This is a genomic window from Alcaligenes sp. SORT26 (genome assembly GCF_017377875.1).
In the GTDB taxonomy this organism is placed as follows: domain Bacteria; phylum Pseudomonadota; class Gammaproteobacteria; order Burkholderiales; family Burkholderiaceae_B; genus Alcaligenes; species Alcaligenes parafaecalis.
Genome location: NZ_CP070975.1, coordinates 963,437 through 990,028, shown reverse-complemented (window position 1 = coordinate 990,028; position 26,592 = coordinate 963,437). Strand labels below are relative to the sequence as shown.

At 52.5% G+C, this 26,592-nt stretch carries 29 protein-coding genes; 16 read left to right on the top strand and 13 right to left on the bottom strand.

The genetic code is table 11. The features are described from left to right. The first annotated feature begins 54 nt into the window (after nt 1-54). Nucleotides 55-951, top strand: a complete 897-nt coding sequence (gene mmsB, locus JYG33_RS04630) for a 3-hydroxyisobutyrate dehydrogenase (protein WP_207874868.1) — start codon at nt 55-57, stop codon at nt 949-951. On the opposite strand, the gene JYG33_RS04625 is transcribed toward mmsB, so the two are convergent. Beyond that, nucleotides 926-1,852, bottom strand: coding sequence for a folate-binding protein (locus JYG33_RS04625; protein ID WP_243430273.1), 927 nt, complete (start codon nt 1,850-1,852; stop codon nt 926-928). The genes mmsB and JYG33_RS04625 overlap by 26 nt on opposite strands. 202 nt (nt 1,853-2,054) lie before the next feature. On the opposite strand from JYG33_RS04625, the gene mltG reads away from it, so the two are divergent. After that, a complete protein-coding gene (gene mltG, locus JYG33_RS04620) occupies nt 2,055-3,062 on the top strand; it encodes an endolytic transglycosylase MltG (RefSeq protein ID WP_207874866.1) in 1,008 nt (335 codons plus the stop codon). Between the two features lie 88 nt (nt 3,063-3,150). Here the strand turns inward: mltG and JYG33_RS04615 are convergent, their stop codons facing one another. Then, the gene (locus JYG33_RS04615; protein ID WP_207874865.1) at nt 3,151-3,960 is read right to left on the bottom strand and encodes a deoxynucleotide monophosphate kinase; all 810 of its coding nucleotides are present in this window, start codon (nt 3,958-3,960) and stop codon (nt 3,151-3,153) included. Between the two features lie 136 nt (nt 3,961-4,096). Here JYG33_RS04615 and holB point away from each other — a divergent pair, with 136 nt between their 5' ends. From holB to JYG33_RS04595, 4 genes are all read left to right on the top strand, one after another. After that, nucleotides 4,097-5,146: a DNA polymerase III subunit delta' gene (holB, locus tag JYG33_RS04610; RefSeq protein ID WP_207874864.1), complete on the top strand. Its 1,050-nt coding sequence runs from the start codon at nt 4,097-4,099 to the stop codon at nt 5,144-5,146. A 17-nt stretch (nt 5,147-5,163) separates the two neighbouring features. Continuing rightward, nucleotides 5,164-5,934 (top strand): TatD family hydrolase, encoded by a 771-nt coding sequence (locus tag JYG33_RS04605; RefSeq protein ID WP_207874863.1) that lies wholly within the window; start codon nt 5,164-5,166, stop codon nt 5,932-5,934. Between the two features lie 360 nt (nt 5,935-6,294). Continuing rightward, entirely contained in the window at nt 6,295-7,188 is an 894-nt protein-coding gene (locus tag JYG33_RS04600) for an ankyrin repeat domain-containing protein (protein WP_207874862.1), read from the top strand. A gap of 182 nt (nt 7,189-7,370) precedes the next feature. Next, nucleotides 7,371-8,399, top strand: coding sequence for a tripartite tricarboxylate transporter substrate binding protein (locus JYG33_RS04595; protein WP_243430272.1), 1,029 nt, complete (start codon nt 7,371-7,373; stop codon nt 8,397-8,399). Nucleotides 8,400-8,441: 42 nt separating this feature from the next. Here the strand turns inward: JYG33_RS04595 and JYG33_RS04590 are convergent, their stop codons facing one another. From JYG33_RS04590 to JYG33_RS04580, 3 genes are all read right to left on the bottom strand, one after another. Further along, the gene (locus JYG33_RS04590; RefSeq protein ID WP_207874861.1) at nt 8,442-9,281 is read right to left on the bottom strand and encodes a DUF2789 family protein; all 840 of its coding nucleotides are present in this window, start codon (nt 9,279-9,281) and stop codon (nt 8,442-8,444) included. A 169-nt stretch (nt 9,282-9,450) separates the two neighbouring features. Next, on the bottom strand, nt 9,451-10,245 hold the full coding sequence (locus tag JYG33_RS04585) for an RsiV family protein (protein WP_207874860.1): 795 nt from the start codon (nt 10,243-10,245) through the stop codon (nt 9,451-9,453). Nucleotides 10,246-10,257: 12 nt separating this feature from the next. Then, the gene (locus tag JYG33_RS04580; protein ID WP_207874859.1) at nt 10,258-10,956 is read right to left on the bottom strand and encodes a glutathione S-transferase N-terminal domain-containing protein; all 699 of its coding nucleotides are present in this window, start codon (nt 10,954-10,956) and stop codon (nt 10,258-10,260) included. 122 nt (nt 10,957-11,078) lie between these two features. On the opposite strand from JYG33_RS04580, the gene arsC reads away from it, so the two are divergent. Then, nucleotides 11,079-11,423, top strand: a complete 345-nt coding sequence (gene arsC / locus JYG33_RS04575) for an arsenate reductase (glutaredoxin) (protein ID WP_207874858.1) — start codon at nt 11,079-11,081, stop codon at nt 11,421-11,423. 31 nt (nt 11,424-11,454) lie between these two features. Here the strand turns inward: arsC and JYG33_RS04570 are convergent, their stop codons facing one another. From JYG33_RS04570 to JYG33_RS04560, 3 genes are read right to left on the bottom strand one after another with little or no spacing between them, the layout of a single operon-like run. After that, nucleotides 11,455-12,027 carry a YceI family protein gene (locus JYG33_RS04570; protein WP_207874857.1) on the bottom strand — a complete coding sequence of 191 codons (573 nt, stop codon included), beginning with the start codon at nt 12,025-12,027 and terminating at the stop codon, nt 11,455-11,457. A 55-nt stretch (nt 12,028-12,082) separates the two neighbouring features. Continuing rightward, the gene (locus JYG33_RS04565; RefSeq protein WP_207874856.1) at nt 12,083-12,646 is read right to left on the bottom strand and encodes a YceI family protein; all 564 of its coding nucleotides are present in this window, start codon (nt 12,644-12,646) and stop codon (nt 12,083-12,085) included. Then, on the bottom strand, nt 12,643-13,212 hold the full coding sequence (locus tag JYG33_RS04560; RefSeq protein WP_207874855.1) for a cytochrome b: 570 nt from the start codon (nt 13,210-13,212) through the stop codon (nt 12,643-12,645). Before JYG33_RS04560 ends, JYG33_RS04565 begins: the two co-directional genes overlap by 4 nt. Before the next feature lie 218 nt (nt 13,213-13,430). Here JYG33_RS04560 and JYG33_RS04555 point away from each other — a divergent pair, with 218 nt between their 5' ends. Further along, nucleotides 13,431-14,015 carry a hypothetical protein gene (locus JYG33_RS04555; protein ID WP_207874854.1) on the top strand — a complete coding sequence of 195 codons (585 nt, stop codon included), beginning with the start codon at nt 13,431-13,433 and terminating at the stop codon, nt 14,013-14,015. 79 nt (nt 14,016-14,094) lie between these two features. On the opposite strand, the gene JYG33_RS04550 is transcribed toward JYG33_RS04555, so the two are convergent. After that, nucleotides 14,095-14,463 (bottom strand): SH3 domain-containing protein, encoded by a 369-nt coding sequence (locus JYG33_RS04550; protein WP_243430271.1) that lies wholly within the window; start codon nt 14,461-14,463, stop codon nt 14,095-14,097. Nucleotides 14,464-14,624: 161 nt separating this feature from the next. Here JYG33_RS04550 and JYG33_RS04545 point away from each other — a divergent pair, with 161 nt between their 5' ends. The 5 genes from JYG33_RS04545 to JYG33_RS04525 all read left to right on the top strand — a co-directional run bounded on the left by JYG33_RS04545 (nt 14,625) and on the right by JYG33_RS04525 (nt 20,049). Further along, nucleotides 14,625-15,749 (top strand): tyrosine-type recombinase/integrase, encoded by a 1,125-nt coding sequence (locus JYG33_RS04545; protein WP_207874853.1) that lies wholly within the window; start codon nt 14,625-14,627, stop codon nt 15,747-15,749. 80 nt (nt 15,750-15,829) lie between these two features. Next, nucleotides 15,830-16,291 (top strand): GNAT family N-acetyltransferase, encoded by a 462-nt coding sequence (locus tag JYG33_RS04540; RefSeq protein ID WP_207874852.1) that lies wholly within the window; start codon nt 15,830-15,832, stop codon nt 16,289-16,291. Between the two features lie 322 nt (nt 16,292-16,613). Next, nucleotides 16,614-17,063: an aegerolysin family protein gene (locus tag JYG33_RS04535; RefSeq protein ID WP_207874851.1), complete on the top strand. Its 450-nt coding sequence runs from the start codon at nt 16,614-16,616 to the stop codon at nt 17,061-17,063. An 11-nt stretch (nt 17,064-17,074) separates the two neighbouring features. Then, nucleotides 17,075-19,186: a hypothetical protein gene (locus JYG33_RS04530; RefSeq protein ID WP_207874850.1), complete on the top strand. Its 2,112-nt coding sequence runs from the start codon at nt 17,075-17,077 to the stop codon at nt 19,184-19,186. A gap of 200 nt (nt 19,187-19,386) precedes the next feature. After that, the gene (locus JYG33_RS04525; protein WP_207874849.1) at nt 19,387-20,049 is read left to right on the top strand and encodes a hypothetical protein; all 663 of its coding nucleotides are present in this window, start codon (nt 19,387-19,389) and stop codon (nt 20,047-20,049) included. Nucleotides 20,050-20,114: 65 nt separating this feature from the next. Here JYG33_RS04525 and JYG33_RS04520 read toward each other — a convergent pair whose 3' ends face one another. Further along, on the bottom strand, nt 20,115-20,504 hold the full coding sequence (locus tag JYG33_RS04520; protein ID WP_207874848.1) for a Rid family detoxifying hydrolase: 390 nt from the start codon (nt 20,502-20,504) through the stop codon (nt 20,115-20,117). An 11-nt stretch (nt 20,505-20,515) separates the two neighbouring features. After that, entirely contained in the window at nt 20,516-21,394 is an 879-nt protein-coding gene (locus JYG33_RS04515) for a PhzF family phenazine biosynthesis protein (protein ID WP_207874847.1), read from the bottom strand. Between the two features lie 179 nt (nt 21,395-21,573). Between JYG33_RS04515 and JYG33_RS04510 the strand changes: the two genes are divergently transcribed. After that, nucleotides 21,574-22,509 (top strand): LysR family transcriptional regulator, encoded by a 936-nt coding sequence (locus tag JYG33_RS04510; RefSeq protein ID WP_207874846.1) that lies wholly within the window; start codon nt 21,574-21,576, stop codon nt 22,507-22,509. 178 nt (nt 22,510-22,687) lie between these two features. Here JYG33_RS04510 and JYG33_RS04505 read toward each other — a convergent pair whose 3' ends face one another. Then, entirely contained in the window at nt 22,688-23,191 is a 504-nt protein-coding gene (locus JYG33_RS04505) for a DUF523 domain-containing protein (protein ID WP_207875729.1), read from the bottom strand. A 193-nt stretch (nt 23,192-23,384) separates the two neighbouring features. Between JYG33_RS04505 and JYG33_RS04500 the strand changes: the two genes are divergently transcribed. Both JYG33_RS04500 and pap read left to right on the top strand, forming a co-directional pair. Next, nucleotides 23,385-24,146, top strand: coding sequence for an SDR family oxidoreductase (locus JYG33_RS04500; protein ID WP_207874845.1), 762 nt, complete (start codon nt 23,385-23,387; stop codon nt 24,144-24,146). A gap of 227 nt (nt 24,147-24,373) precedes the next feature. Beyond that, nucleotides 24,374-25,903, top strand: coding sequence for a polyphosphate:AMP phosphotransferase (pap, locus tag JYG33_RS04495; RefSeq protein ID WP_207874844.1), 1,530 nt, complete (start codon nt 24,374-24,376; stop codon nt 25,901-25,903). Nucleotides 25,904-26,116: 213 nt separating this feature from the next. On the opposite strand, the gene JYG33_RS04490 is transcribed toward pap, so the two are convergent. Next, nucleotides 26,117-26,575, bottom strand: a complete 459-nt coding sequence (locus tag JYG33_RS04490; protein ID WP_207874843.1) for a hypothetical protein — start codon at nt 26,573-26,575, stop codon at nt 26,117-26,119. Nucleotides 26,576-26,592 lie beyond the last annotated feature (17 nt).

The window sequence follows — 26,592 nt, the reverse complement described above, 5'->3', positions numbered from 1 at the left end:
GGCAGACCGCTGCGGCGCCTGACGGCGCCGTTTTCATAATTACGAGGAGACAAAATGAGTAACACGATTGCATTTATCGGGCTGGGCCATATGGGCAAACCCATGGCGCTGAATCTGCTCAAGGCCGGTCATAGCCTGAAGGTGTTTGACCTGAATGCGGAGGCCATGAAAGAGCTGCAGGCCGCGGGCGCGCAAGTGGGGGAGTCGGCGGTGCAAATCGCCAAAGATGCGCAGATGGTCTTTACCATGCTGCCTGCAGGCCGCCATGTGCGCCAGGTCTACGAGGGCGACAACGGCTTGTTGCTGGCCGTTGCCCCCGGTACGGTACTGGTCGATTGCAGCACGATTGATGCGCAAACCAGTCAGGATTTGGCGGCCAAAGCCGCGACGCTGGGTCTGATCATGCTGGATGCGCCTGTTTCTGGTGGGACGGGCGGTGCGATTGCAGGCACTTTGACCTTTATGGTCGGGGGCGAAGACCAGGCGCTGGAAAAGGCTCGCCCTTATCTGGACGCCATGGGGAAGAACATTTTCCATGCCGGTAAAACCGGAGCCGGTCAGGTTGCCAAGATCTGCAACAATATGCTCTTGGGGATTTTGATGGCGGGTACGTCCGAAGCCCTGGCTTTGGGCGTGGCCCACGGTCTGGACCCCGCCGTGCTGTCGACCATTATGGCGCGCAGTTCCGGTCGCAACTGGGCAACCGAGCTGTACAACCCCTGGCCTGGGGTAATGCCGGATGTACCGGCTTCGCGTGATTATCAGGGCGGTTTTGCGACGGGCCTGATGCTGAAAGACTTGGGTTTGGCGGCCGATGCGGCTGTCAGCCAGAACAGTGCGACGCCTTTAGGCGAACTGGCTCGTAACCTGTTCGCCTTGCACGCCGCACAAGGTCAGAATGCGGGACTGGATTTCTCCAGCATTCTTAATTTGTACCGTCAGAAGAGCTAAGCTCTGGCAGCGCATAGGGCAGGGGCTGCAGTTCCAGCGCCTGTCCTTGCTCCAGTTGAAACTGGCCTTGTTCCAGATCTGCCAGCACCACTTCCATCAAGATATAGCTGCGTTGCTGCTCGGCCAACCAGGTTTGGTTGATAATGCGGGCGGCGGCGGCGAGTTCTGCGCTTGTATCTGTGCTCGAACGCAAAAACACATCTGAACCTTCCTGTACCTGTGGGGCTGTGTCCAACACGGCGGTACGGGCCGCCATCATGCGTCGCTTGATAGTGCCTCGGTAGTGGCTGCGCGCCACTACTTCCTGACCGGGATAGCAGCCTTTCTTGAAGTTGATCCCGCCAATCAGATCCAGATTCAGGGTCTGGGGGATGAACAAGTCCTGGGTAGCGGCGCCAATCCAGGGCAAACCTGCCAGAATATCTGCGCTTTCCCAGCGGCCTTCAGACGCTTGTGCCGCCGCGTCCTGCAGTGGCGAAACCCGCCAGAAGCGGCGTAAACCATTCAGCTCGCCCGGTGCCTGAATCAAAGTGTCTGTGCCATCGCGGCGTAGGCTCCAGACGGCTTGGGCAGGAGATGAGTCCGCCACGCCGTACACCTGCAGCTCGGACAGGCTGATTGTCACTTTGCTACGCAGCACAAACATGCGCAGGCGCTTGATCAGGGCTTCGCTTAAATCACGGCGTACCAGGGCAAAGACCGTTTCGTCCTGCTCTCGCCAGAGCACCATGGTCGCCAGGCTGCGGCCCTTGGCGGTGCAATAGGCGGCGATGCAGGCTTGATCAGCGGCCAAATGCTCCAGATCATTGCTGACTTGGGCGTGGAGAAAGGAAACGGCATCGGCTCCCTGAAACTGGAGGACGCACAAATCAGGCAGGGTAAAGGAGAGGGGGGCAGACATTCCGGTCATGGCTGAGCGAAAGAATAAATTTAAACATCAATGATACCGTGTGTGAGGCTGCTTCAAGGGGCATATCCCCGCTGGGATCAGGGCATGGGCTGGATAGAAGGAGCCTGCCGTGCTGGCGGGTCCCGGTTTCTGTGTTTAGCTGTGACACATATTCAGGAATAAGCCGCCTCATTCTGTTTACAATAGCGCTCGCATGAAAAAAACTGTCAAGATTTTCTCCGCCCTATTGGGCCTGTTGGTGGTGGCCGCCTGTGTGATAGCGGGTGGCGCCTGGTATTGGGCTAAAAAGCAGCCTGTCACCATGAGTGCTGAACGCATCGACTATGTGGTGCCAGCAGGTTCTGGCCCGCGCGCGATTGCACGCAGCATGCAGCAGGCCGGGATCGATATTCAGGAAGATGCGTTTGTCTGGATGGCACGCTTCTCCGGCCTGGACACGTCTTTGCAGGCGGGGGCGTATGAAGCGGTGCGCGGTGATACTCCGTGGATGGTGATGGAGCGTATGTCCAGCGGCAATATGCTGCAAACTCGCCTGACCATTCCCGAGGGGTGGACCTATCAGCGTATTCGCGACACCTTGGCGGCCAATCCCCAGGTTCGACAAACCTTGGGTGATGTTAGCGACGCGGACTTGCTGCAGCGCTTTGGTGTGGAGGCTGTCCACCCCGAAGGTCTGTTCTATCCCGATACCTATGTATTTGTACCGGGTACGGCTGATGTGGACATTATGCGTCGCGGCTTTCAGGCTCAGCAGGAGTTGCTGGAGCAGTTGTGGGCCGACCGTGATGCCGATTTGCCCCTGAAAAGCCCCTACGAAGCACTGATAATGGCCTCTATCGTGGAACGTGAGACAGGGCACAGCCAGGACCGTGCACGTGTGGCCGGAGTGTTCATGAACCGTCTGCGTGTGGGTATGCCTTTGCAGACAGATCCAACCGTCATTTATGGCATGGGTTCAGCCTATGACGGCCGCATCCGCAAGCGCGATCTGACGACGGACACACCCTGGAATACCTACACCCGTACGGGGCTACCACCAACTCCCATCGCCAGCCCCGGCAAAGCGTCCTTGATGGCGACCTTGCATCCCGAAAAACATAATTTCTATTATTTTGTGTCGCGTGGGGATGGAACCAGCGAATTCTCGGCAAATCTGGCCGCGCATAATCGGGCAGTCGCCAAATATATTCTGAAGCGATAAATCGATCAGGCCCCATTAGGGGCCTGAATGCTTTTGGGAGACTGTTTGATGGTGCTGTACGGCTAGGCGCTATTCAGGCATCAAGGCGTCAAAGCTTTAAGCCGTGCCGTTGCGTGAACCCCGTCCACAAATCATGGACCTTGCTGGCCAGTTCTTCCAGGCCCGCGTCATTGCGAATCAGATAGTCCTGGGGGGCGCGTTCCACACCCCACTCGGAAGAGTGTTGGCTGATAACCGGATTACCGGCACGTTCGATATGCCAAATCTCTCCGCCATGCTCGCGGATGAAACTGGCTTCGTTTTCGTAACGAATGTCTTTAATCAGCAGGCAGCGGGCCTGACTCATGTCAGGAAGCTGGTGGCTGGGCTGGAGCAGGGGCAAGGTGTGGCGGCGCTGCTCGTAATCCGGGTACTCGGCCAGAACCTGACTACGCAGGTGCTCTACAGCCTGACGCGGGCTCAAACCCCAAAAAGTATCAATGTGATCGGCCCGCTCGTCATCCAGGTGCTCGGGCGACATGCCGTAAATGGCGGCCAGGGCCAGCGCCCAGACCGAGTAGTCCTGAATGTTCTTGGCCATGGGCACGCCCGGCCCAAATTCCAGCACATGCTGGGCACGGCGCAACCAGTGGTCGGGGTCACGTTGGCGCATCCAGTCTGTTCCCAGTAGCTGAAAACACTGTCTGGGGGAGCGCTGCCACAGGGTAATAGGCACTTCTTTCAGGCTATCGTCCGTCCAGGCCTGGGCCGGACTTAGGCCAAACAGCACTTCACAGCCCATTTTGACGGGGTCGGCCAAGGCATAGGCCGCCAGTAAGGGGTTTTGTGCCAGTAGCAAATTGGCCACCGTATCTTTGCCAGAACGCGCTTTGGCGGCCAGCCCGATCAATAAGCTCACTTCATCATCCTTGGTAGTGGAGCAGGCATTTTACCGGTTCATATTACAATGTGCGCTGAGCTGTTCAAGCAGGGGCGATGACCCTGTCTTTCCTGCGTGAATCAGGCCTTTTGATGTGCAACCTTGAGGCAATACGGTGTCTGATAGTTTGACTTTTCTACCCTGGCAAATCGAGACCGCCCAAAGCTGGTTGGGTAATCGGGAGCGTTTTGCCCATGCCTGGCTGATCCACGGTCTGCCGGGTATCGGCAAGGCGCAGTTCGCCCGTGCAGCAGCAGCCAGTTTATTGTGCGATCAAACCGTGCAAGGGCTGGCTTGTGGCCAATGCCAGGCCTGTCAGTGGGTGCGAGGCGGGAATCACCCAGATTTGCGCCTGCTGCGTCCTGATGCGGTCGCCCTGGAAGAGCAAGGGCCAGATACCCAGGAAGGGGAGTTGGCTAAAGATGCGGCTGCACGTAAAAACCCATCGCGTGAGATACGGGTAGAGCAATTGCGCCAGTTGCAACATTGGTTCAATACCGCTACTCATAGAGGTGGGTGGCGGGTAGCCGTTTTGTATCCTGCCCAGGCTCTGAATCTGGTATCAGCCAATGCGTTGTTGAAAGTATTGGAAGAACCCGCCGACCGCACCGTATTCCTGCTAGTTGCGGATGCACCAGACCGACTGTTGCCTACGCTGGTTTCCCGTTGCCGCCGTTTGCCTTTGCCTGCCCCTGACGTGGCGCAATCCGTGCAATGGTTGGAACAGCAAGGAGTGGATCAGGCCTCGGACTGGTTGGCTGCCTGGGGCGGGGCACCTTTAAAGGCGCTAAGTGCCAGCCAGCAGATGAATGCCCCGTGCCCGGACTGGTTAAGTGCCTGGATGGATGGGGTGTTGAAAGCGGGGCGTGAAGCGGATTTGTCTCTGGCCGATACCTTGGAAAAATTGCCTGCTCAGGAATGGATTGATCACTGGCAGCGCCTGTTTGTCGACATCCAGTTGGCTGGTTTTGCGCAAGCGGCGCGGTATTATCCGTCCCTGCAAAAACGTATTGATGCCCTGGCGGCTCAATCCAATACCGCTGCTGTTACCGAAGCCTTGAAGTGGCTGGTTCAGCAAAAGGCGCTGGGCAACCACCCGCTCAATGCTAAATTGTTTATTCATCATGCTCTGGATCGATTGCATCAGGCATGTCGTCGTGTTTAAAAAAGTACCGTCTAATCATGTTTGTTGATTCGCATTGCCATCTTAATTTCCCCGAACTTGCTGAAAATCTGGACGATATTCTGGACAAGATGCGCCAGAACCAGGTGGGCTGTGCGCTGGTGGTCAGCGTGGATATGGACGATTGGCCCGGTCTGATGGACCTGGTTCGTCCTCACTCGCACTTGTTTGCCTCGGTTGGCGTGCATCCGGATTACGAGAAAGTAACGGAGCCTACCGTGCAGGAGCTGTTGCAGCACGCTCAAGACCCTAAGGTCGTGGCCATTGGTGAAACAGGCCTGGACTACTACCGTTTGCAAGAACCCCTGGATTGGCAGCGTGAGCGTTTCCGTACCCATATTCGGGCCAGTCGCGAATCGGGCCTGCCCCTGATTATCCATACCCGCTCGGCCAGTGCGGACACCATTGCCATCATGCGTGAAGAGCAAGCGCAGATCGCCGGGGGCGTGATGCATTGCTTCACCGAAACCTGGGAAGTCGCGCAGGCAGCGATGGAGTTGAACTTCTATATTTCCTTCTCCGGTATCGTGACGTTCAAGAGCGCGACCCAGTTGCAGGAGGTCGCCCAGCGGGTGCCGCTGGATCGCTTGTTGATCGAGACAGACTCGCCTTTTCTGGCACCGGTGCCTTATCGCGGCAAAATGAACAATCCTTCCCTGGTGATTCATGTGGCCGAGAAGATTGCAGAGTTGCGTGGCATTTCGGTCAAGGAAGTGGAAGAGGCAAGTACGGAAAATTTCTTTAAATTATTCAGCAAGATACGAGCATAAATTAATCTTGTTTAGAGGTCTGATTAGTCGCTGCGATACTTGCCTGCACTGATTGTCAGGAAGTTGTCTGATCAGAAGCTAAAGTTAATTATGTTTATCAAGAAAATCTAATAAGCTGCTGATTTTAAATATAAATTATAGAATTTTCGATGAGGTTTCAGCCTGTTTTGGTAGCCTGAAATCATTGTTGAAAAGTTAATTTTTATTAATAATCAATGGTTTATTTGATTTTATTGAACCAGTTTATAGTTAAATGCTTCCAGTCTTGAATTGGACAAACAGGTCCTGAACTCCTCCTTATAGCTACCTCGTGACGCGTTCTTGAGCTAATAAAACACTTTATGAAAAGGACTTAATAATATGATTTTTAAAAGAAAAATGGCGAATAAAGCCATCCTTTCCCTGGTGTTTCCTTTTGCTGTCCTCTTGTCAGCCCCCGTTCTGGCTCAGGAGCCGGAGTTTGAAAGCCGAAATTGGTATCTGGCTCTGGAAAACGACCGGCCCAACATCATCGAACAAGAGTTCATTCGGGGGGCTAATCCCAATGCGGTGGACTCCAAAGGCAATCCATCCCTGATGTTGGCGATGCGCAATCAGTCCTGGAAGGTGGTGGATGCCTTGCTGGCGAACCGACGCACCAACGTGAATATCGAGAACGAGTCCCGTGAAACCCCCATGATGTATCTGGCCTTGATGGGTGAAACGGCTCGCTTGCGGGATTTGCAGGCACGGGGTGGACAGATCAATCGAGTGGGTTGGTCGCCTTTGCACTATGCAGCCTCCAAAGGGCACGAGGAAACCGTTCGTTATTTGCTATCCCAAAAAGCGATTGTGAATGCTCCTGCACCGGATGGAACCAGCCCCTTGATGATGGCGGCCTTGTCGGGAAAACGTGCAGTGGTCGAGGTCCTGTTGGCAGCGGGTGCAGATCCCACGATGCAAAATGCTCAAGGCTTGAGTCCGGCAGACTGGGCCCGATCCGCCAATCATGAACAATTGGCCAGCTTTCTGGATCAGGCTGCGGCACGCAAGTCCGCTTCCGTACCTGCGGCAGGAAGCTACTCCGGGGGGGCGGTACAAACCTATGGAGTTCCAGAGCGTGTGGAGCAGCCCGATTTGAATCGCGTGCAAACCGTGACCGTAGAGCCTCAGCCTGAGGCAGCGGCCGAGAGTTCCACGTCCAAACCTGCATCGTCCAATAGCTCCAGCCGTTATTTTGACCTGGATCGTTTTGACAAGCCTGTTCAGCCTTAAGACATAGGCAGAATAGAAAAAAGGAGCCTTTAAGGCTCCTTTTCTGTTTCTGCACGACGTCCATAGGGTAATCCGCTGGATAAGCCTGAATGGGTTTGACTTGATTGGAGGATGAAGGCTCACTAAGCTACAGGCCATATCCCCGGACCGATCGGTCTATCGCTTAGTTATTGGAGCCTGGTATGAATCGTCGCATGATTCTGAAAGCCACCGGCGCGGCTGTTGTGACCCGGCTTGGTGGAGCTGCTTCATCACTGGGTGCTGCGCTTGTTGCGGCTCCCTTGGCTGCTCCCGTGTTCGCGCAGGAGGCCGAAACCTTTCCTTCGAGGCCTGTGCGTATCGTCGTCCCGGTCAATCCGGGCGGCAATGCTGACCGCATCGCGCGAATGCTCGCACAAAGTCTCGCCGAACTGTGGCAGCAAACGGTAATCGTGGACAATGTGCCTGGTGCCCACACCAGTCTTGGCGTTAATCAGGTGGTCCACGCGGCACCCACCGGCCACACTTTGTTGTCCAGCGGTGATCAGCTTGCGCTTAATGCTGCCCTCGGTCGCAAACTCCCTTACCGTGAGACTGATGTTCGTGGTGTGACCCGCACTATCGTCAATTCACAGGTTCTGGTGGTGCGTCCGGGTTTGGGTGTTAGCCACTTTGATGAATATCGTGAGCTGTTGACGCGGCAAGCGGGTGAGGTGACTGCAGCGCTGCCGATTGGCTATGGCAGCATCTATCATCTTGCGGTTGAGTTGCTTAATCAGCGCCTGGGGACGCAGACTAATAACATTCCCTATCCGGGTGGGGCACCGGCTATTTTGGCCGTACTCGGTGGCCATGTGGATGGCGTGTTTATCGATATCTCGTCGGCGACTCAGAACGTCCAGACTGGCCAGCTCGTGCCTTTAGCTGTTACTTCGTCGGAACGCTCCAAGGTTCTGCCAGATGTACCCACCTTCCAGGAACTGGGCGTACCTGACTTCCTGATCGAAAGCTGGCAGGGTATCTTCGTTCCGCGTGCTACGCCGGATCAGGTAGTGGCACGTCTCAACCGCGACATCACGACTGTACTTCGCTCGCGTGAGTTTGCTGCGCCCTTGGAGGAACTGGGTTTTGTGATCGCGCCGAGCACGGCCGAGTTACTGGACCAGACCGTGGCGCGTGACATCGCGGTGTTCCGCGAAGTGGCTGTGGCTGCCGGTATTACGCCTGAGTGACGTTTTCCTGTCGCGGCAGCCCCCACGCTTATCTACTTTGCTTTAGTTGGCTTTTTCCTGCGCCTTGGCCATATGGGAGGCATGGACAAAGGTCTGGAAGCCCTGGAGGTAAGCCGTCAGCATTTTCTGGATATTTTCATCTTGCAGCTTGCCTTGCGCATCAAAGGAGTTCTGTGCGCGAGACACGAGCAAGGAGCCGCCGCTATACAGCGACACGCCCAGCATTTTCAGCGTAGGTAGCCAGGCGGCCTGGGACGAGATAGTGCCAAACCCACCCATGGAAGCGCCAATCAAGCCGGTAATACGGCCCGAGAAAACGGCTTTCATGTCGGTACGGGACAGCCAGTCAATCCCGTTTTTAAACACGCCGGGCACGCCATTGTTGTATTCCGGCGTGACCAAGAGCAGGGCGTCGGCGTTCAGAATTTTTTCTTTCAAGCTCAGGACGGCCTCTGGAATACCGTCCTTACTTTCGATATCGCCGTCATACAGAGGGATACCGTGCAAGGTTGCGACGTCAATCGCCATTCCTTGGGGAGCCAGGGCTTGAGCTGCATGGGCCAAGGCGGTATTGAAGGAGGTTTGGCGCAGGCTGCCAGACAAGGCCAGAACGCGGCAAGGACCGGACAGGTTCACCACGCCGGTGGTCTGACGCAAGGCTTCGCTTAATTGGTCGATTACTTGAATCCATTCGGGCGAGTCTTGAAGACGTTTTTCGCGGATGAACTCGGCCTGGGATTCGTCCCAAAAGGGAGCATCGGCCAGGAGGATGTCGTTGGACAGGGGGCGGTGTTTTTCCAGAAAGCTGGCAATCGCCTCGGGGGAGTTGGGCAGACCGAGTTGAGCAAACAGGTCGTGAAAGCGGAACAAGTTATCAGACATGGCGGTATGGGAGCTTTAAAGAAGGGGTGGGACGCTGCCTGCAGGCTAGGGGCCGGGTTTGCAGGTTTGGCTCTGTCCGGGCCGTGGGCAGCGTACAAAACAGGGTGTGCTTGCTTAAGTGGCAGCCTGGAGCAGGCTGCCAGTGTATTGAGCAGAATGATTCAGTGATTTAGTCCGCAGGCAGATAGTCTGGACGCAAGATGCCTCGCAACTGAGAGTAGGGCAGCAGCAGCTCAGGTTGGCCTAGCGAGTAGGGGGCAACTTCATACGGGTTGTATTTGACCAGCAGGCCCTGATCGGTCAGTGCAATGTTCTGAGCGGGCTGGAAGGGCCACATTCTGTCCCAGCCAGCGCGATCTTCACGTGCTTCGCTCAGGCTGGAAACCCAGTTGTTGTGCGCCTGGCGTACCAGTTCCTGGAAAGGTTTGAGCTTGCCAGGGGCAATAATGCGGTCCACTGGCAACGCGATTTTCAGGCGATTGTCCCAGTTGATGAATTGTGTGGCGGTAATGCCGTGAGCGGCACCGGTCATGTAAATGCCGGAACTCAGCTCTACAACGGTCAGGTCACGGTTACGGTAGCGGGTACGGGCAGCCAGATGGACTTCGTCGCGGTTATTGGCGGTTGCCCAGTAGTAGTCTTCAAACTCTTTCAGGCCTCGATAGCCGGGGTGGCGTTCCGAGATAACGGTCATATGGGCCAGACTTTCGTCGACCAGCTTGGTCAGTTCGGTATTGCCAGGGAAAATCAGGGATTTCACTTCCAGGCGTGGGCATTCACCGGTACAGCCAGGTTTGACGTGCTTGTAGTTCAGCGACTGGGTGAAAACACCGTCTTTTTCCGTCTGATCCTGGGTTTGTGTGGGGATCAGGGAAATATTGGAGCTGGGCGTGCTGGAACACGCAGACAGAGCCATGGCGGTCAGGCCAATAAGCAGTAGCTGATAGGGGCGCTGCAAGGTCATGGGTTGATAGTCCTATCGAATAGTTTTGGAATCTTGGCCAAAAAGGATCTGGCGGGCTTTCTCGTCATGGACGGGGGAGCCGGGGTTGATCTGCTCGACCAGAGCATAGGCGCGCTGGGTCGCCGGGCGCTCGCCAATACGCTGAAACCAGCGTTTCAGATGCGGGAAGTCGTCCAGGTTCTGGCTTTGGCGCTGGTGGGAGACAATCCAGGGATAGCTGGCCATATCGGCAATGGAATAGTCGCCCGCGATAAAGTCACGCTGTTCCAGGTGCTTGTTCAGCACACCGTAAAGGCGGCCCGTTTCACGTACATAGCGGTCAATGGCGTAGTCAATTTTGACGGGCGCATAGACGTTGAAGTGATGGTTTTGACCGGCCATCGGACCCAAGCCCCCCATTTGCCAGTACAGCCACTGCAAGGTCTCGGTACGGACCCGCAAGTCGGAGGACAGGAACTGGCCGGTTTTCTCCGCCAGATACTGCAAGATAGCGCCGGACTCGAACAGGGAGATAGGCTCGCCGCCGTCTTGCGGGGCCTGGTCAACAATGGCGGGAATACGGTTATTAGGGGCGATGCGCAGAAATTCAGGTTTGAATTGATCGCCCTGGCCAATATTGATGGGGTGGAGGGTGTAGGGCAGGCCGGACTCCTCCAGAAACATCGTGACTTTGTGTCCGTTGGGAGTGGTCCAGTAATACAGGTCGATCATGTGTTCTCCTGGCTAAGTGAAGACGCTGGCCGGTCTGCAGCAAGCTACCCAGATGACGTATCCAGTGGCGCTGGGCTACTATTGTTCGCCTGAATACGGTTTATAGGAAGTCAAAGACTGTCATGAGCAAAATCTATCATAATCCGCGCTGCAGCACTTCGCGTAATGCCCTGGCCATGATGCAGGAAAAAGGCCTGAAGCCCGAGATCATCGAGTACCTGAAAACGCCTTTGTCGCGTAGCGAACTCAAAGCGCTGATAGCGGCGACGGGTTTGACCGTACGTGAAGCCATGCGCAGCAAAGAAGCCATTTACAGCGAGCTGAATCTGGGCAATCCCGATCTGAGCGACGAGGACTTGCTGGCTGCTATTGAGGCTAATCCCATTTTGTTGAATCGCCCCATCGTGGTGACAGAAAAAGGGACGCGTCTGGCGCGTCCCCTGGAAGTGGTTCAGGAAATCCTGTAATCAGACTTCCTGAGTAGCGAGTGGCTCGCTATTACTGGGCAATGGCTTCCAGTGCGATGCGGATAGTGACTTCGTCACCCACGTAAGGCACGTTGGCAGCCATGCCAAACTCGCTGCGCTTGATCTCGATCTTGCCGTCAGCGCCCAAAGCTGCTTTGTTCATCATGGGGTGCTTGGGCATGGTCAGGAAGGACTCGATGGTCATGGTCACGGGCTTGGTAATGCCCTTGATGGTCAGATCGCCCTTGGCCGAAACAGGCTTGTCACCGTCGAACTGAATGTCTTTGGACACAAAGGTCGCTTCAGGGAATTGCGCGGTGTCAAAGTGGTCCTTGCCCTGAATGTGTTCGTTGAACAGAGGAAAGCCGGTGCTGACCGAGCGAGTATCCACTTTCATGTCGATACTGCCTTTCTTGGCTTCCTGGTCCAGGGTGACCGTACCTTGTGCCTTGTCAAAACGCTGGCTTTGCGTGCTCAGTCCCAGGTGCTTGTAGCTGAAATGCACGAAAGTGTGGCTAGGCTCGACCTGATAGGTGACGGGAGCAGCCTGGGCGGCAAACACAAACAAGAAGCTGGCGGACAGGGCAATCACTGGCTTGATCATAGGGAGGTAATCCTTGTTGAGCGGGTAGGGAGGAGGGGGGCGCTGATGCGTCTGCTTACTTCGCATCAATTTTGAAGTTGACGGTGATCTCGTTGGCCACGATGTCGTAGGTGGACCAGGAGCCTTCACCGATAGAAAAATCGCCACGCTTGATTTCAAATGCACCGCTAAACGTCGCCTTGTCTCCTTCAGGAGCCATGGTCGCCATCACGGTGACAGGCTGTTCACGGCCTTTGATTTGCAGCGTGCCTTGCACTTCATATTGCTGGGCGCTGACAGCACGGAAACTCTTGGAACTGAAAACGGCCTGGGGGTGTGCGTCAATATCGAACCAGCGCACATCCTGCAGTTCGTCATCGGCTTCGTCCGAGCCGGTATCAACGCTATCCAAAGCAACTTTCAAGACCACCTTGGACTGATCCAGGGCTTCAGGGTCGAAGTTCAGCTCGCCTTCAAATTTGCGGAACTGGCCATCCAGCTTCACGCCCATCTGGGAATACTGAAAGCCGATTTCGCTATTTTGGGTATCCAGGGCCTGGTAGTTCTTGGCATTGGCTGACAGGCTGGCGCTCAGGCTCAGGGAGCCGACCAGCAGGGACAGGAAGACAGATTTGCTCATGATTTGGCTTTGCCTAAAGTAAAGGTGATACGGCGTAGCAAGCCGTCACGGTCTATGAACTGATGCTTCAAGGCCGCCAGAATATGCAGGCTGACCATGGTAATCAGGGCGTAATTGAAAAAGATGTGGACTTGGACCAGTAACTCGCCCAAAGGTTTATCTTTGGAGACCAGGTCAGGCAGGGGCAGTACGCCAAACCAGACGGTCTGGAAGCCTTTGGCTGAGCTCATCAGCCAGCCTGTCAAAGGGATGCCAATCATCAAGAAGTACAGGACGGCATGGCCGCCATGGGCCAGAGCCCGGGTCAGGGGCGACATGCCTTCGGGCAGAGCAGGGGGGCGGTTAAACAAACGCCAGAGCAGGCGCAAGATCACTAATACCAATAAAGAAATACCGGCCCACTTATGCCAGGAATAGACCTGTAGTTTCAGTGGAGACAGGGGCAAGGTTTTCATGGTGTAGCCCACCGTCACCAACGCGGTCAGGGCCAGGGCCATTAGCCAGTGCAAGGTGCGCGCTACGACGGTGTAGCGTTGGCGGGCGACTGGAACGGGGGTGATGCTCATTGATAATGCCTTTCATTTACGAAGCCAGGAAACTTTAACCTGTTTGTAAGGATCGTAAAAGAGCAGATTTTGCAATGCAGTAATGCAATATTGGTGGGTATTGCGTCTTGACTGCGCGAGCACGGCATTTTCTTGTCTGCTTGTGACAAGGCTTTTAGTGCGGGGCGGGGGCGGGCTAAACTCGGTCTTTCAGCTCGTCAGCAAGCAAGGAAGTATCTATGTGGAAAACAGCGTTGGTCGTGGTGGTGGCAGGCTTACTAGCCGGGTGCGAGGACTCCAAACAGGCCAATGAGGACAACTTCAACAGTGCCATCCAGAGCTATCTGGATACCCGAGACGGTTTATGTGTGGGTGTGCCAGGGCGTGTATATCCCTACCAGGCCGAACATGATTCGCCTTTGATCGTGGAAGATCGAGCTCGTCTGGCTGCGTTGGCCAAGGTGGGTTTGCTGCGCCAGGTTGGCAAAGAAGACGCGCCCCGTTACGAGCTGGATGCCAATGCAGATACGTATTTACGCCGTTCCAGTTCTGAGCAGTCCAAGGGCGAGCATGATGCATTTTGCACGGGCCGCCTGGTTCTGGATCGCATCAGTTACTTCACAGAACCGGCTAGTGCAGGTGGCTTTATGGTCAGTCAGGTGAACTATGTCTACCATCTGGCCGATGCGGCAGCCTGGATCAAGGATAGCGCTGTGCTGGACAGCTACGAGGACTTACGTACTTTGACGGCGCAGGAAGTAGAGGGGCAGGCCAGGATGATTTTGACCAGTAAAGGCTGGGTTCATCAGAATCTGTACAGATAGCCGCGGGGGCGGGACCCTCTCCTCAAGGCAGGTGATAAAAAGTCTGGCAGGGAGGAGGGGAGGAATACCGCTGTGGATGCTAGGGGCTGGTGGGTTGTGGCGACAAGTGGCTGACAGGCACCCAGCCTTGTGCTCCATCCTTGGGGCGTACACACCAGCACCAGCCATTGAGCTGTCTGTTCACGTGCACGAGGTCTCCTTCATCAACATTCATTTCCAGAGCGCTGTAGTCCTGAATGACACGGCCGGTATTCGTGTCGGGCAGACGTTTAATAATTTGTTCAGGCACCCATCCACCTGAATGTTCGTTTGTAGAGCAGTAAATCCAGTGATCCCAGTTTTCGGGACCTTGATAAAGCTCGCCAATAGTTACCCTGTCCCCGTTCTGCAGTACCAAGGGGTTGGGGTATTCAGAGCGATGTGAGGCGGTGACCAGATAGTTCATCATGATGTCTGTGTGAAGGTGGTAAGGCCGGGACATTGTAATCAGCCGCTCAGCTCCTGATCTTCTGTTTTTCTCTTATTTTCCTCATCTCGGCGTGATTGCTTAGCTTGTCAGCCGCACCATTACATATATAAAATGCAATTAACGGAAAAGTCGAGAACAAGATGAAAAAACGGTCTGCAAGAGAAGAAGGGCAGTTTGACCTGCCAATTTTGGGCTCACAGGCCGCGGATATCTCGGCAGAGGCCTTGTTTGACACCTGGTTGCAGCATCAGCGTCCGCCTATGGCGCCCAGTACGCAGCGGGTTTATCGCACCTTATGGCGGCGTTTTTTGCAGGCGCTGCAAGATCACAAAAAACAGTACACACAGATCAAACCCGTGGATATTCGGGACTTTCTGGCCAATCTGAATGAAGTGCGCAGACCGCAGCGTGAGCGCTATCAACAAGTCATCGCCCGTGCTTACGAAGAGCTCTGCCGTCAGGATGGCCGCTCGGAAAACCCCGCACTGGCCCCCGCCATCAATGACCCCTTCAAGGAGACCTGGCGCCAGGCCCCTGACAACCAGGCCACCCAATTTCTATCTGTAGATCAATGCCTTGCCACAATTAAGGCCCTGCGCACCCGACTTCGGGTCCTGGATATGGCCAGTGATATGACCATCGCTGCCCGCTGGCGCGAATATCGAGATATGACGATTGTGGCCGTGATGCTGGGTACAGGTTTGCGGCCGGTGGAGTTGGGCCAGTTGCACCCTTCTGCGATAGGCGTAGCCAAACGCACAGCGGAACCTACAGAAACAGATGAAGCAGATGACGAAGAGTCAACCCACTGGCGTGATGGCACTATTCTGCTCAAACTCGCTGGTGCGGCAAAACGTGAGGTTGTTGTGCCCGTCTGGTGCGAAGGCATTTTGCGTAGCTGGTTAATTTTTAGCGGAGCTGAAGACGCTTCAGCCTGGGGAAAAGATAGCCGTGTCTTTCCCGGCAGCCGTCAGATCAGCGCTGCTCGACCCCAAGCGCAAATGAATCCCGCTACGCTGGCCCGTATCGTCAGCAAATGGGGCATCAAGCAGATGGATCTTTTAATGACACCCCAAAGGCTGCGCAATACCTTTGGTGCAGGCTTGATCGAACGCGGCTTTTCTCTGCCAGAAATCGAGGAAATTATGGGCTACGCTCCAGGTGCTGCCAGTGCCTGGCGTCTGCAAGCGTCCTGGTTGGCGTGGCTGTATGTGCAGAAAACACCTGACAATCCTGCAATTACAGAGAATATGCAGTCGGAATGAAGGGGCTAGTCACAGATTAGTCAGCTACAGGAGGCATAATTTCAGGCTCATTTCGTCTATTCATTGATCAGGAGTGTGAAGTGACGTCTACACCTTTTTTTCGTCGTGCTGTAGCAGCAGATCTGGAAGCGATCGTGGCCATGTTGGCGGACGATATTTTGGGTCAGAAGCGTGAAAACACCAGCATGCCTTTGGCCCAGTCCTATCTGGACGCATTTGCAGCGATAGAGGCGGATCCGAACCAGTATCTGGCCGTTGTAGAGCTGAATGGCGCCGTTGTCGGAACTTTGCAGATCACTTATATGCCTGGCCTGTCGCACCAAGGTGCCTGGCGTGGGGAAATCGAGTCCGTGCGCATCGCCAGTTCCGCTCGTGGTTCGGGTTTGGGGCGTTTGATGATCCAGTGGGCGGTAGAGCAATGCCGTCAGCGTCAATGTCGACTTGTGCAGTTGACCTCGGATATGGCGCGAGCCGATGCACATCGGTTTTACGAGCAACTGGGTTTTACGGCTAGCCATAAGGGTTTCAAACTTACCCTGTAAGACGGTCTCTTTTCTAGAAATCTACGTCGCCGTGTCATCGAGTTTTTGTCTTTGGAATACGAGAATAATTCTGCTTCTGATTAGATAATAAATATCTGATGATTCGGGCTGCCTAATTAAAAAATAATTAAAAATTAAAATGATTAGGGGAAAAATTATTTAATTTTTTATTAGTTGCCAGATAGCAATCCCCCTTATTTAAAATATTGTTTTTAAATAATGGATTGTTTGAGATTTTGTAATTCGTCTGATACTCTTTGTTTGCCTAAGGCAAGCCCGTAATAATTAGGGGCTATTTAATTAACAAGCTGAGGAGTTTGATATGAATAACAAGGCAGATAAAGATTTTTCGGATGAAGATAAAACACTCCGTGCCTATGCCCAATGGATTGAGATCACTGTGTTTGTGGTTAACGCTGATTTCAGAGTGGACGGTGCTCATCTGGATTGGGGGAAGTTTCATAAACCAGGGAACAAGGACAAAGAAATATACGCTAGTGAAATAAATGGAACCATCATTAAAGATGAGGATTCCTACACAATAGCGTCCTGCGGGCGAGAGAGTGCGTCATCCGGAACCGAGGGGAGATTTTCACTATATGATGGTGACAAGCAAGTATTTCAATACAATTGGGACTGCCCATGGAGTGGATCAAATAGCGATAAATTGGATGTAAAAGATAAAGAAAGATATGTAGTCAGCAAAAAAGGTGGCGGTAGCCCCAGTGGTGCATCAGGAAATATTTTTATTACTGTCGTTAAAAAATATTAATGGTGAAAATCATGGCCATAGAATCTAAGTCTATCAATCCCCTATTAGGGATTACCGTCGGGTCTACCGTTCTTGGAAATGATTTTTCGCCATCAGTATTGAATCAGCCGATTACCAAAATGATCACTCAAAAAGAAGTTGAGATGAGCATGAGCGGGAAAAGCCAATATGTGTATACAGATTCTTTAAATGAAGGAACGCTCGGATTTTCAGGAGCATATGGACCTTCGGGTGTAGCGAAGTTCACTTCTGCCGTTGCCGTGTCCGTTAGTAACGCCACTGCCTCAGAGTCTAAGTCGATAAAAGTTTCTTATAATATTTCTATGATATCGGGCATAGAGTATATCGATTTTGATAACTTGCTGGTGGAAGATGTTTTAAATTCTTTAAGCGCAGGGCCCAAGCATCAAGCCTTGAGTGTCCTCGACAAGTTTATCGCTGCTCGTGATCACGTCGGCTCATCTAGCGAAAAAGAAAAGTTGATGAAGGAATGGGTGAAAGAGCTGCAACATTTCATCTCTTCCTATGGTGATGGTTTGGTTGTTGGAGCCATCTGGGGAGGGATGGGTTCTGTTTCAACAGAAATGAGCAGCAAGAAGTCGGCAGATAGTTGGAAGTACGGTGAAACGGCTGGATTCAGCTATTCAGGAGTCGGGACTTCAGTATCCATAGAGCAAACATATAATGGTTCTCAAAAAGACCAGACTTCCGATGTCAATGTTTCTTGCAGGGCCTTCGCGAGTGGGGGTTGCGTTGAAAGCCAGGTGAACGCATGGTTTGATGTCGTTGCTAATAAGTCCTTTGCCGAAATATCGGAGATCAGCTTGCTGGACAAAGCGCCAATGCAAAGTTCGGTCAGCCGCCCCCCTGAAATCCCCGATTTTTTAAAACCTGAAAAAGATCCGGAAGTTGAGGAAAAACTGGAATCAATGGAAAAGCTGGGTGATTCTGAGGAGTTTTCTATATCTTCAGGGTATGAGGAAGCAAAAAAAACAAATCCAGAGCTAACCATGGATGAATTCAGGTCAAAAGTTAGAGATAAGAATAATATTGATGGCCTAAATAACTTGGCAGCTATGGTTCAGGAAAACTCACTGGATACTTTATCTGAAGGGAGGATGTCTAAAGGGATCCCTAAATTCTTGTTAAAGGGTGCCAGGGAAGGGATTTTGAAATCAGGTTCTGACTATGCTGTTTTGGGGGCATGGATAGCAAACTGGTCTGATATTTTCCCGTGGATGTCTATGGGGTATATGAACGAGATCAGCGATGATGAGGTAGCAGAATATATATTGAAAATTCGCTGCATGATGCAGGACTTGTCCACGTTGAATACTATCTATAATACATTTAACGCATGCAACATCAATTTGGACTTTTGTAATCTTAAGTCAGCATCCCAAGTGGCAGATTCTTTTAAAATCGCTCAAATAAAATTAAGCGATAATATGGGTCGAGATGATGCTATAGAAACAGCATTTGAGTCATTAAGCGAAGAAGCCAAAAAAATTTACGTTATATGGAACCAGCTCGGATTTTTGCGTAATGCGGAGCTTGGTTTAGGGCTGCTGCTTGATGATAGATCAGTAAGCAGTGAAATAATAAATGTTCATCCGGTACCTTACCCGGAAGTTACCTATAAAGCTGCTTATTGTAGCTATGGAAGTAATAACCCCACTTCTTTTAGCTCTTTTGTAAAAATGCTCCCGTTCATCGATACAAACGGTGATATTTATGCATTTGGCCCTTCTTTAATGCTATTAAGAAAAGCCTTGCCCGAAAAGATGATCTTTACCAAAGGTGGGGCAAGTGCGCTGAAATTAGAAGCAGACAAAGAAGAAGGGGTTTTGCTTAATGGTGATCTTCGTTTAATACCTATTCCATACTCTGCTGCTAAGGGAATTGACTGGCGTGGTCAAAGCCAGGGTAGAAGTCTCGCCTCTAGTGAGTCTCTGCAAACCCAATTCGCAGATTTGGAAGAAGAACTTGGAAAGCTCAATATTTGTACATTAAGCAGCGACTCATGGTCTAAAGACTGGGATAGCAAAGTTCCGTATACTCTGCGTAAGATAAGTACGAGCTATATTGGAACAGTTGAGCGAATCAGTAATATCTTTGGCTAAGCAATCAAAGAGTAGTTTGAAAAATGATCATTTTGGGAAATGATAGTAAAAACCTCTTCAGGCTTGTTGCGGTCTGAAGAGGTTTTGAGTTTGAGTCCTGGTTAACCATATTTCTGTCTCTATTTTTTAATAATTAAAAATATATAAACATCGGGGGTTATTGATCTTGTAATTGATGTCCTTAATAGGAAGGTATTGAGATGACCGTTAAGGCGAAAGTAACGAGTATTGCCATACAGCCAGGACCATCATGTGTCTTTCTAGGCTACAAGTCCTCTGGCATTACTGCCAAGGACAAGAGCCATCGAGAGCTTATAAAGTCGTATCCCGAAGGGAAAAAAGATGATTGGGCTGGATTCTATGTGGCCCAAGACCGTGCGACGGCAGAGGGGTACTTGCCGGATTCCTTGCCCGAAAGCGGAACCGGTGAAGCCTACATCAACCTGATCGATATCGAGGCATCCACCGTCAATAATTTTGATGGCAAGGGCAAGAAAACCCAGTTTGTAGACATTACGGGCAGTGAAATAGCGGACCCCAATGTCCCTCAGAAAGAAAAAGCCAGGCTGGTCAGAAAAGCCTTGAGTGACATAGGAATTCAAATTCCCGAGAGTAAACCACTGATCGAGACGCTTGGGCTGCAAGGGTACATCTACAGAGGCCCTCACACAGCGACGGAACTGGAAATTATCGTTCCCTTCAACTTTATCAACGCCAAGCTGGCTATCTCTTTGGCCACCTTGCAGTCTTTTAAATTCAAGGGCCACTTGCAGGTGGGCAGTCCCGTGCTGAACCCGGCGCTTGGAATCACGAACCCGGATACACCGATGCAGACGAAACCGGCTTTGTCTCTGGCACCGTAGAACAGACAGGTCGTGTTTGTCGGGTACGCCGAACTCAGAGGGGAAAAGCGCTCTTTACGTGCTTGCTATTGAGTAGAGTCCAGGCGTATCACAGCCTCGACCTCGATCGCTGCCCCAAGGGGAAGCCATGCCACACCAAAGGCAGTACGAGAGGGGTATGGGCTGTTGAACATCTCCTGCATGACCTTGTTGACCAAGGCCCATGAATCTTGATCAACAAGAAGCACGGTTAATTTGATGATGTTCGAGAGATCGGCGCCTTCTGCTTCGCAGATAGCCTGGATATTTTGAAAGGTCTGTCGAATTTGATCTTCAACGCCGTCTACAAGCTGCATTGAGACAGGATCAATGCCAATTTGCCCAGAGGTGTAGAGAAAATCCCCCGTTCGGACGCCTTGCGAGTACGCCCCCAAGGTGCTGGGAGCATGTTCAGTCGAAATGATAGATTTGTGCATGTGCAAGCCGCTTAGATTGAAATGAGTCCATCAATAGTCGTGACACTTTCTCCACCCACCTGAATACGGGTGTCGGGTGAAATTCTGAGTGCTATCTTTCCTTCGCGTCCGAGAGCCTGGCCTTGGGAGCTTGAGAAGTGATTGCCGAAGACGCTGGTTTGCTGGGTCTCGGCGATAAATGCGGCGATTGCGCCATTGCCACTTCCACACACTGGGTCCTCGTTGATGCCGAGTATGGGGAAGAAGGAACGGGCTTCAATAGCGCTTGCCTTGTCACTTTCTTGAGCACCAAATACAACGATGCCTGCTGTGCCGTGCTCTTTGCTGAATCTATGCAGATCGTCCAGCTTGGGTGTCAGCGCTAACACATCCTGTGCGGTAGGCAGTTGCACCACGGTATGAATGGGCCCGACGTTCACAAACCTGGGTGTGATGGCTGACAGGGAAGGGGTGCCCAGAATGTCTTGAACGCGCTGGATTTCTTCGGCGTTCAGCTCTGTAAATTCTGCTTTGGGCAGCTCAAAGAAAATCTGTGTAGGTCCATTGCTTTCGCGCTCTACCAGGATTGGAATCAAGCCAACTTCACATTGCTGGGTGATCCAGCCATTTTTGGGCTGGACGATACCGGCTTCAATCAGCGCATGCGCCGTTCCAATGGTCGGGTGTCCCGCAAAGGGCAGTTCCGAGGTCGGAGTAAAGATTTTGATCTTGTAGTCTGCAGCAGGATTGGTGGCGGCAGACACAAAGGTTGTTTCAGAGACGTTGGTCCAGTTGGCAATTCCTTGCATCTGAGACTCGGTCAGGCCCGTGGCATCAAGCACGACAGCGACCGGGTTGCCTTTGAATGAGGTGTTGGCAAAAACATCAACTTGCTTGAATTTAACCTGCATATAAGCACCTGCTTGATAAGTGTCTTACCCAGAAATGGGCGTGTTTTTTTACCTTATCAAAAAACATAAGCATGATTGGTGCGTATGATGCACAACTGATATGCAAGGAAATAGTCTACAGGCGGGCTATGCTTGATCAGGAGTGTGCTATGTACAGTCAATCTTTGGAGAGGTGCTAAGTGAGCGCATCCTCATTTGCCAGCCAGCAATCAGATGAGTTTGCTGCATTCATTGCAATTGTCCGTGCCGGATCATTTTCCGCGGCGGCCTTGAAACTGCAACGTCATCCATCAATTATTTCCAAACGGATTGCCTCACTTGAAGAGCGTCTGGGCGTGCGTTTGATTGAACGCTCCACACGGCGTATCAAGCTGACAGATGCCGGTGAGCGCTTCTATGAAAGGCTGATTGAGGCCGCTCAAATACTTGACGAGGCAGAGCAGGAAGCCGGGCATTTGTCTAAAGAGATAGTGGGCAGTCTAAGGATTAGCTTGCCTGGTGCATTAGGCAGGATGTGGCTTAGTCCGATTGTCGCGCGGTTCGCCCAGGCCCATCCCCGCTTGACGGTGCACACGGACTATTCAGACAAGTACGTGGATGTAATTGCGGAGGGATATGACGCTTGCATTCGAGTCGGCGCTTTAGAGGACAGCCGCCTGATTGCGAATCGGCTTTGTAGCCATAGCAGAATTTTGTGTGCTTCTCCCCAATATCTCGAAAGACATACTCGTCCTGCTCATCCCAAAGAGCTGGCTAATCACAATTGTCTTGGTCATACAGGCCTGCGTACCTATCCTGAGTGGGTTTTATATCAAGGTGAGGAAGCGCTTGCTGTTACGGCCAGGGGAAGCTTTGTCAGTAATGATGGCGAAGCCTTGCTGGATGCCGCACGCCAAGGGATAGGGATACTTGGGTCCAGCAACTGGTTGGTTGCGCGGGATATTGCGGCAGGGACCTTAGTGCCTGTTCTGCCTGGCTGGGCATTTGACAGGCAGTCAGCCATCTACTTTATCCGTCCTTCCGTCAAGTTCACGCCATCGAAAACAGCTGTATTCAAGGCATGGGTAGAGAAAGCGTTTTCCAGTGGTGCTCCCTGGGAAAAACTGCTTCCTTAGCTGATTTTCCTGGCTGTGTATAAGCCAAGTATCGCGGTGATCTCTTAGGGCTATAACTTCGTGCGATGCCGGGAAGTTTCCTGGGACCAGCAAATAGTTTAATCCAGGCCGGGGAGGGCTCAATAAGGGGGATTCTGATTGGCGAAATGGAGAAAACGTCGCTAAAGAGCGGTTTCGCTTACTCCGTAGCCTCAGCGTCCAAACTGCGTAAATAGGCCTCAGCCTGTGCAAATTGCGTCTCGCTAAAGACCCGAATACCTTCGGATTCCAGTAAAGCGGCGGTGACACCTTGTTCCTGGATACGCTTGCCCGTGAAGGTGCCGTCGTAGATAGAGCCGGAACCACAGGATGGGCTGTCTTCTTTAAGAACGGCGACCCGAATACCTTTGAGCTTTGCTTGCTCTAAAGTTTGCACGGAGCCAGCGACGAAAGCGCGAGATACATCATTTCCCTGAGCATCCACAACACGCGCCAGCCCTGAAAACACCTGCATGCCACCGCCTCCGATAATTTCAGCAGGAGGACGAGGGACCGGCATGCCACCTGCAAGCTCGGGACAAACAGAGATGACACGGCCTTCGTTCAACCAGCGCGCCAACACGTCATTTTCTGCAAGCTTGTGGGTGCCGTTGTAGCGGACTGGTTTGCCAAGCAGGCATGAACTCACTAAAACGAATTTCATCATGGTGGTTGGCTCTGTTATGTAGCGAAAGACTCGCAGTTTGCTATTGAGCGGTGCAGCCTGTAGATCAAAAGACTGGGGAGTATATAGCAAGGACTTGTATCGACAGCGTGCAGGAGGTCAGTTCTAGTCTCAAGCAGGGCCTGGCTTTTCGCTTTATGATGCCTTCAAACTTTATGTTGGAGATACGCAGATGGGTTTAGCGTCAGATTATCCAGTCATGTTGATTACCGGCGGGAGCCGTGGGATAGGTGCAGCGACAGCGCGTCTGGCGGCAAGACAGGGCTACAACATTGTTCTTAGCTATGTCACAAGCGAAGCTGATGCCTTGGCGGTGGTCGCTGATGTAGAGGCGGCAGGTCGGCAAGCTTTTGCTGTCAAGGCAGATTGTGCAGACCCGGAGCAGATAATCCGACTTTTTGAGCAGCTTGATCAAAGGTTTGGGCGGATTGATGTTTTGGTCAATAACGCAGGCGTGTTGTTTCAGCAATCTCGTTTGGAAGATATTGGGTTCGAGCGTATGCAACGCACTTTTGCAGTCAACGCGATTGGTCCCATGCTGTGTGCGCAACAGGCAGCCAAACGTATGGCTTATCGCCATGGCGGGCAAGGAGGCTCCGTGGTTAATGTCTCGTCAATAGCGGCCAAGCTAGGCAGTCCGAACGAATACGTGGATTACGCCGCTTCAAAAGGAGCCCTGGAGACTTTCACAACGGGCTTTGCTAAAGAGGTGGCCCGGGAAGGGATTCGTGTCAATTGCGTTCGGCCTGGACATATTTATACGGATATGCACGCTAGTGGCGGTGAACCGGGCCGGGTAGAACGCTTGAAGGACAGCATTCCGATGGGCCGTGGTGGTCAGCCAGAGGAAGTGGCACGTGCAATTTTATGGCTAGCCAGCTCTGAAGCTTCCTTTGTGACTGGAACATTCCTGGACGCGACAGGCGGCAAGTGACCATGAGGATCAAGCTCAGAGGCCTGGGAGAAATATGCCGGGCTTAATAACTATAAACATCGCATAATGTATATTATGTAAAGTCATTAATGGATAAGGATCCACATCGATCCTCGTCCACCTCCCTCCTGGCGTCTCTCTTACCCAGATTATTTTCGCTCTGAAGGTAGTTATGTTTTCCTTTGCATGGTTATAGTGAGCAGCTACGTAAACCGGAGCAATGCACCATGGGCCATGTATTACAGTTTGCCGAACGCGATCCCAGTTTGAGTGATGACCTGGCCAAGGAGCAGATTGAAGTTCTGCGTGAAGCCTTGCTTACCAAACAGTACGAGCGACTGGATAAAGCGGATCAAACTTTGTTGATCGTGGTGGCCGGTATGGACGGTGTGGGTAAAGGCTCCGCTATCAATACCTTGAATACGTGGTTGGACCCTCGCCATGTGCATACCTTGGCATTCGGCAAGCTCAGCGAAGAAGAAGCCATGCGCCCACTGATGTGGCGTTATTGGAATAGCTTGCCCGCTCGTGGTCAGACGGGCTTGGTGTTCGGCTCCTGGTATGCGCCTTTAATGAAGGAGTTGGGCCGTAAAGAGCCCGACCCGGCCAAGATTGCGCTGTATACCCATCTGATCAACCGTTTTGAAGCTCAATTGGCGTATCAAGGTGTGCAGGTTCTGAAGTTATGGTTCCACTTGTCGGCCCAGGCTCAGCTAGATCGATGCGCCACCTTGATGGCCGACCCTAATACGGCATGGCGTGTCAGCAAGGCTGACCTGAAAGTTCATAAGCAATTCAATCGTTTGCGCAATGCCGCTACGCAAACTATTAACCTCACCCATCGTAATTACGCCCCTTGGGTCGTGATCCCCAGCGCTGATCAAAACTTGCGTGATGTGTCATTGGCAAAAGTGGTTTTACAAGCGATGGACAAGCCCATCGTTCCGCGTCAGGTGAAAGAACCCCATGCTTTCCCATTCCGCTTGAATGTGCCGACCGCTTCACTTCAGTCACCTCCTCCTGTAGAGCCTGTGCAGGATTACGATGCTGAGCTATTGCATTGGCAGGGCCGCTTGTCCTGCGCGGTACGTAGCAAAGCCTTTCGCAAGCACTCTTTAGTGCTGGTTTTTGAAGGACGGGATGCGGCGGGAAAAGGCGGCACGATTCGTCGTTTGACCGAAGCTCTGGATGTACGCACCTACGATATCCACCCTATTTCTGCCCCTAACGCTGTGGAGCTGGCGCGCCCGTATCTATGGCGTTTCTGGCGCAAACTACCGCGTTTGGGTGAAATCTCGATTTTTGATCGATCCTGGTATGGCCGTGTGTTAGTCGAGCGAGTGGAAAAATTGATTTCCCGTGCCGCCTGGCATCGCTCGTACGAGGAAATCAACGAATTTGAGGCGCAGTTGCTGGCTAACGGCACTGCCGTGATCAAGTTTTGGCTGGATATTGATAAGGACGAGCAGCTTAAACGCTTCAAGGCCCGCGAGGAAACGCCCTTCAAGAATTACAAGATTACGGAAGACGATTGGCGTAATCGGGAAAAATGGACGGCCTATCAACGAGCCGCAGAGGAAATGTTCGCCCAGACCGATACTCATATGGCGCCTTGGCATATTGTGCCCAGCAAGGACAAAAAAGCGGCACGGATTCAGGTGTTGCGTACGGTAGTGGAAACGCTCGAGTCTTTGGATGAGCACATGATCAGCTTGAATGAGCCCGCCTTGTCTGATCAGGTCAGTGAGCAGGTATAAGAAACAAGACTATTAGTGCAAAACAGCTGAAGAACAGACTCGGGTTTGATGGTGTCAAATTCGAGGCTGTTTTCTGTGCGGTGTGCTTATCTGGTGTGGCGGGACGTGTGCTGATAGATCTTGCAGGTGTATGGGCATTGATACTCAGACTGGCACGAGTAAATCTGAGTTGGTTTTCAAGTGTGCCCGTCGCCAGCCTTGATAGAGCAAACCTTATAAATCCTGCCTTGCGGCCAGACTGATTATTTTGTGCCAGCGTTTGGCGTCTGCCGGATGAGCAGGCTGAATGCTCCAGTCTTGCGTGGGGTTACGCAATGACAGCCGCAATCCCCTGCCTTCTTGTTCTACCGCCGCTATATCCGCAAAGATAAAGGCGCGGGTGCCCTGCCCGGTTTGAATCTGACCACGTTTTTGCAAGGCATCCAGGCGGATCAGGCCATCAGGTAAAACCAGCTCCAGAATGCGCTGACCCTGCTGTTTTTTGCCGTGAATGGCTACATAACGGCGTCGCCACATAATAAACGGAGCCAGCAGAATGGCCGCTGCGATCACAAGGCTCAAGATCGCGGCGATGACACCGGCGCTGGCGCTGACCAAGCTAAAAAGCTGCATTCCACCATACACAAGCGCCGCAATAATCGCGATAAAAAGCAGTACGACGATAACTGGCATGGTGGAAGGCTCCTGCG

Excerpts from the sequence above, each read along its gene's own strand:
- JYG33_RS04530 (WP_207874850.1), top strand. The coding sequence starts at position 17,075 with ATGGCCATAGAATCTAAGTCTATCAATCCCCTATTAGGGATTACCGTC.
- JYG33_RS04625 (WP_243430273.1), bottom strand. The coding sequence starts at position 1,852 with ATGTCTGCCCCCCTCTCCTTTACCCTGCCTGATTTGTGCGTCCTCCAG.
- JYG33_RS04590 (WP_207874861.1), bottom strand. The coding sequence starts at position 9,281 with ATGTCTGATAACTTGTTCCGCTTTCACGACCTGTTTGCTCAACTCGGT.
- JYG33_RS04580 (WP_207874859.1), bottom strand. The coding sequence starts at position 10,956 with ATGATCGACCTGTATTACTGGACCACTCCCAACGGACACAAAGTCACG.
- JYG33_RS04560 (WP_207874855.1), bottom strand. The coding sequence starts at position 13,212 with ATGAGCATCACCCCCGTTCCAGTCGCCCGCCAACGCTACACCGTCGTA.
- JYG33_RS04595 (WP_243430272.1), top strand. The coding sequence starts at position 7,371 with ATGAATCGTCGCATGATTCTGAAAGCCACCGGCGCGGCTGTTGTGACC.
- arsC (WP_207874858.1), top strand. The coding sequence starts at position 11,079 with ATGAGCAAAATCTATCATAATCCGCGCTGCAGCACTTCGCGTAATGCC.
- JYG33_RS04500 (WP_207874845.1), top strand. The coding sequence starts at position 23,385 with ATGGGTTTAGCGTCAGATTATCCAGTCATGTTGATTACCGGCGGGAGC.
- JYG33_RS04600 (WP_207874862.1), top strand. The coding sequence starts at position 6,295 with ATGATTTTTAAAAGAAAAATGGCGAATAAAGCCATCCTTTCCCTGGTG.
- JYG33_RS04605 (WP_207874863.1), top strand. The coding sequence starts at position 5,164 with ATGTTTGTTGATTCGCATTGCCATCTTAATTTCCCCGAACTTGCTGAA.
- JYG33_RS04570 (WP_207874857.1), bottom strand. The coding sequence starts at position 12,027 with ATGATCAAGCCAGTGATTGCCCTGTCCGCCAGCTTCTTGTTTGTGTTT.
- JYG33_RS04585 (WP_207874860.1), bottom strand. The coding sequence starts at position 10,245 with ATGACCTTGCAGCGCCCCTATCAGCTACTGCTTATTGGCCTGACCGCC.
- JYG33_RS04555 (WP_207874854.1), top strand. The coding sequence starts at position 13,431 with ATGTGGAAAACAGCGTTGGTCGTGGTGGTGGCAGGCTTACTAGCCGGG.
- JYG33_RS04525 (WP_207874849.1), top strand. The coding sequence starts at position 19,387 with ATGACCGTTAAGGCGAAAGTAACGAGTATTGCCATACAGCCAGGACCA.
- JYG33_RS04545 (WP_207874853.1), top strand. The coding sequence starts at position 14,625 with ATGAAAAAACGGTCTGCAAGAGAAGAAGGGCAGTTTGACCTGCCAATT.
- JYG33_RS04535 (WP_207874851.1), top strand. The coding sequence starts at position 16,614 with ATGAATAACAAGGCAGATAAAGATTTTTCGGATGAAGATAAAACACTC.
- mmsB (WP_207874868.1), top strand. The coding sequence starts at position 55 with ATGAGTAACACGATTGCATTTATCGGGCTGGGCCATATGGGCAAACCC.
- JYG33_RS04505 (WP_207875729.1), bottom strand. The coding sequence starts at position 23,191 with ATGAAATTCGTTTTAGTGAGTTCATGCCTGCTTGGCAAACCAGTCCGC.
- mltG (WP_207874866.1), top strand. The coding sequence starts at position 2,055 with ATGAAAAAAACTGTCAAGATTTTCTCCGCCCTATTGGGCCTGTTGGTG.
- pap (WP_207874844.1), top strand. The coding sequence starts at position 24,374 with ATGGGCCATGTATTACAGTTTGCCGAACGCGATCCCAGTTTGAGTGAT.
- JYG33_RS04520 (WP_207874848.1), bottom strand. The coding sequence starts at position 20,504 with ATGCACAAATCTATCATTTCGACTGAACATGCTCCCAGCACCTTGGGG.
- JYG33_RS04515 (WP_207874847.1), bottom strand. The coding sequence starts at position 21,394 with ATGCAGGTTAAATTCAAGCAAGTTGATGTTTTTGCCAACACCTCATTC.
- JYG33_RS04490 (WP_207874843.1), bottom strand. The coding sequence starts at position 26,575 with ATGCCAGTTATCGTCGTACTGCTTTTTATCGCGATTATTGCGGCGCTT.
- JYG33_RS04565 (WP_207874856.1), bottom strand. The coding sequence starts at position 12,646 with ATGAGCAAATCTGTCTTCCTGTCCCTGCTGGTCGGCTCCCTGAGCCTG.
- JYG33_RS04550 (WP_243430271.1), bottom strand. The coding sequence starts at position 14,463 with ATGATGAACTATCTGGTCACCGCCTCACATCGCTCTGAATACCCCAAC.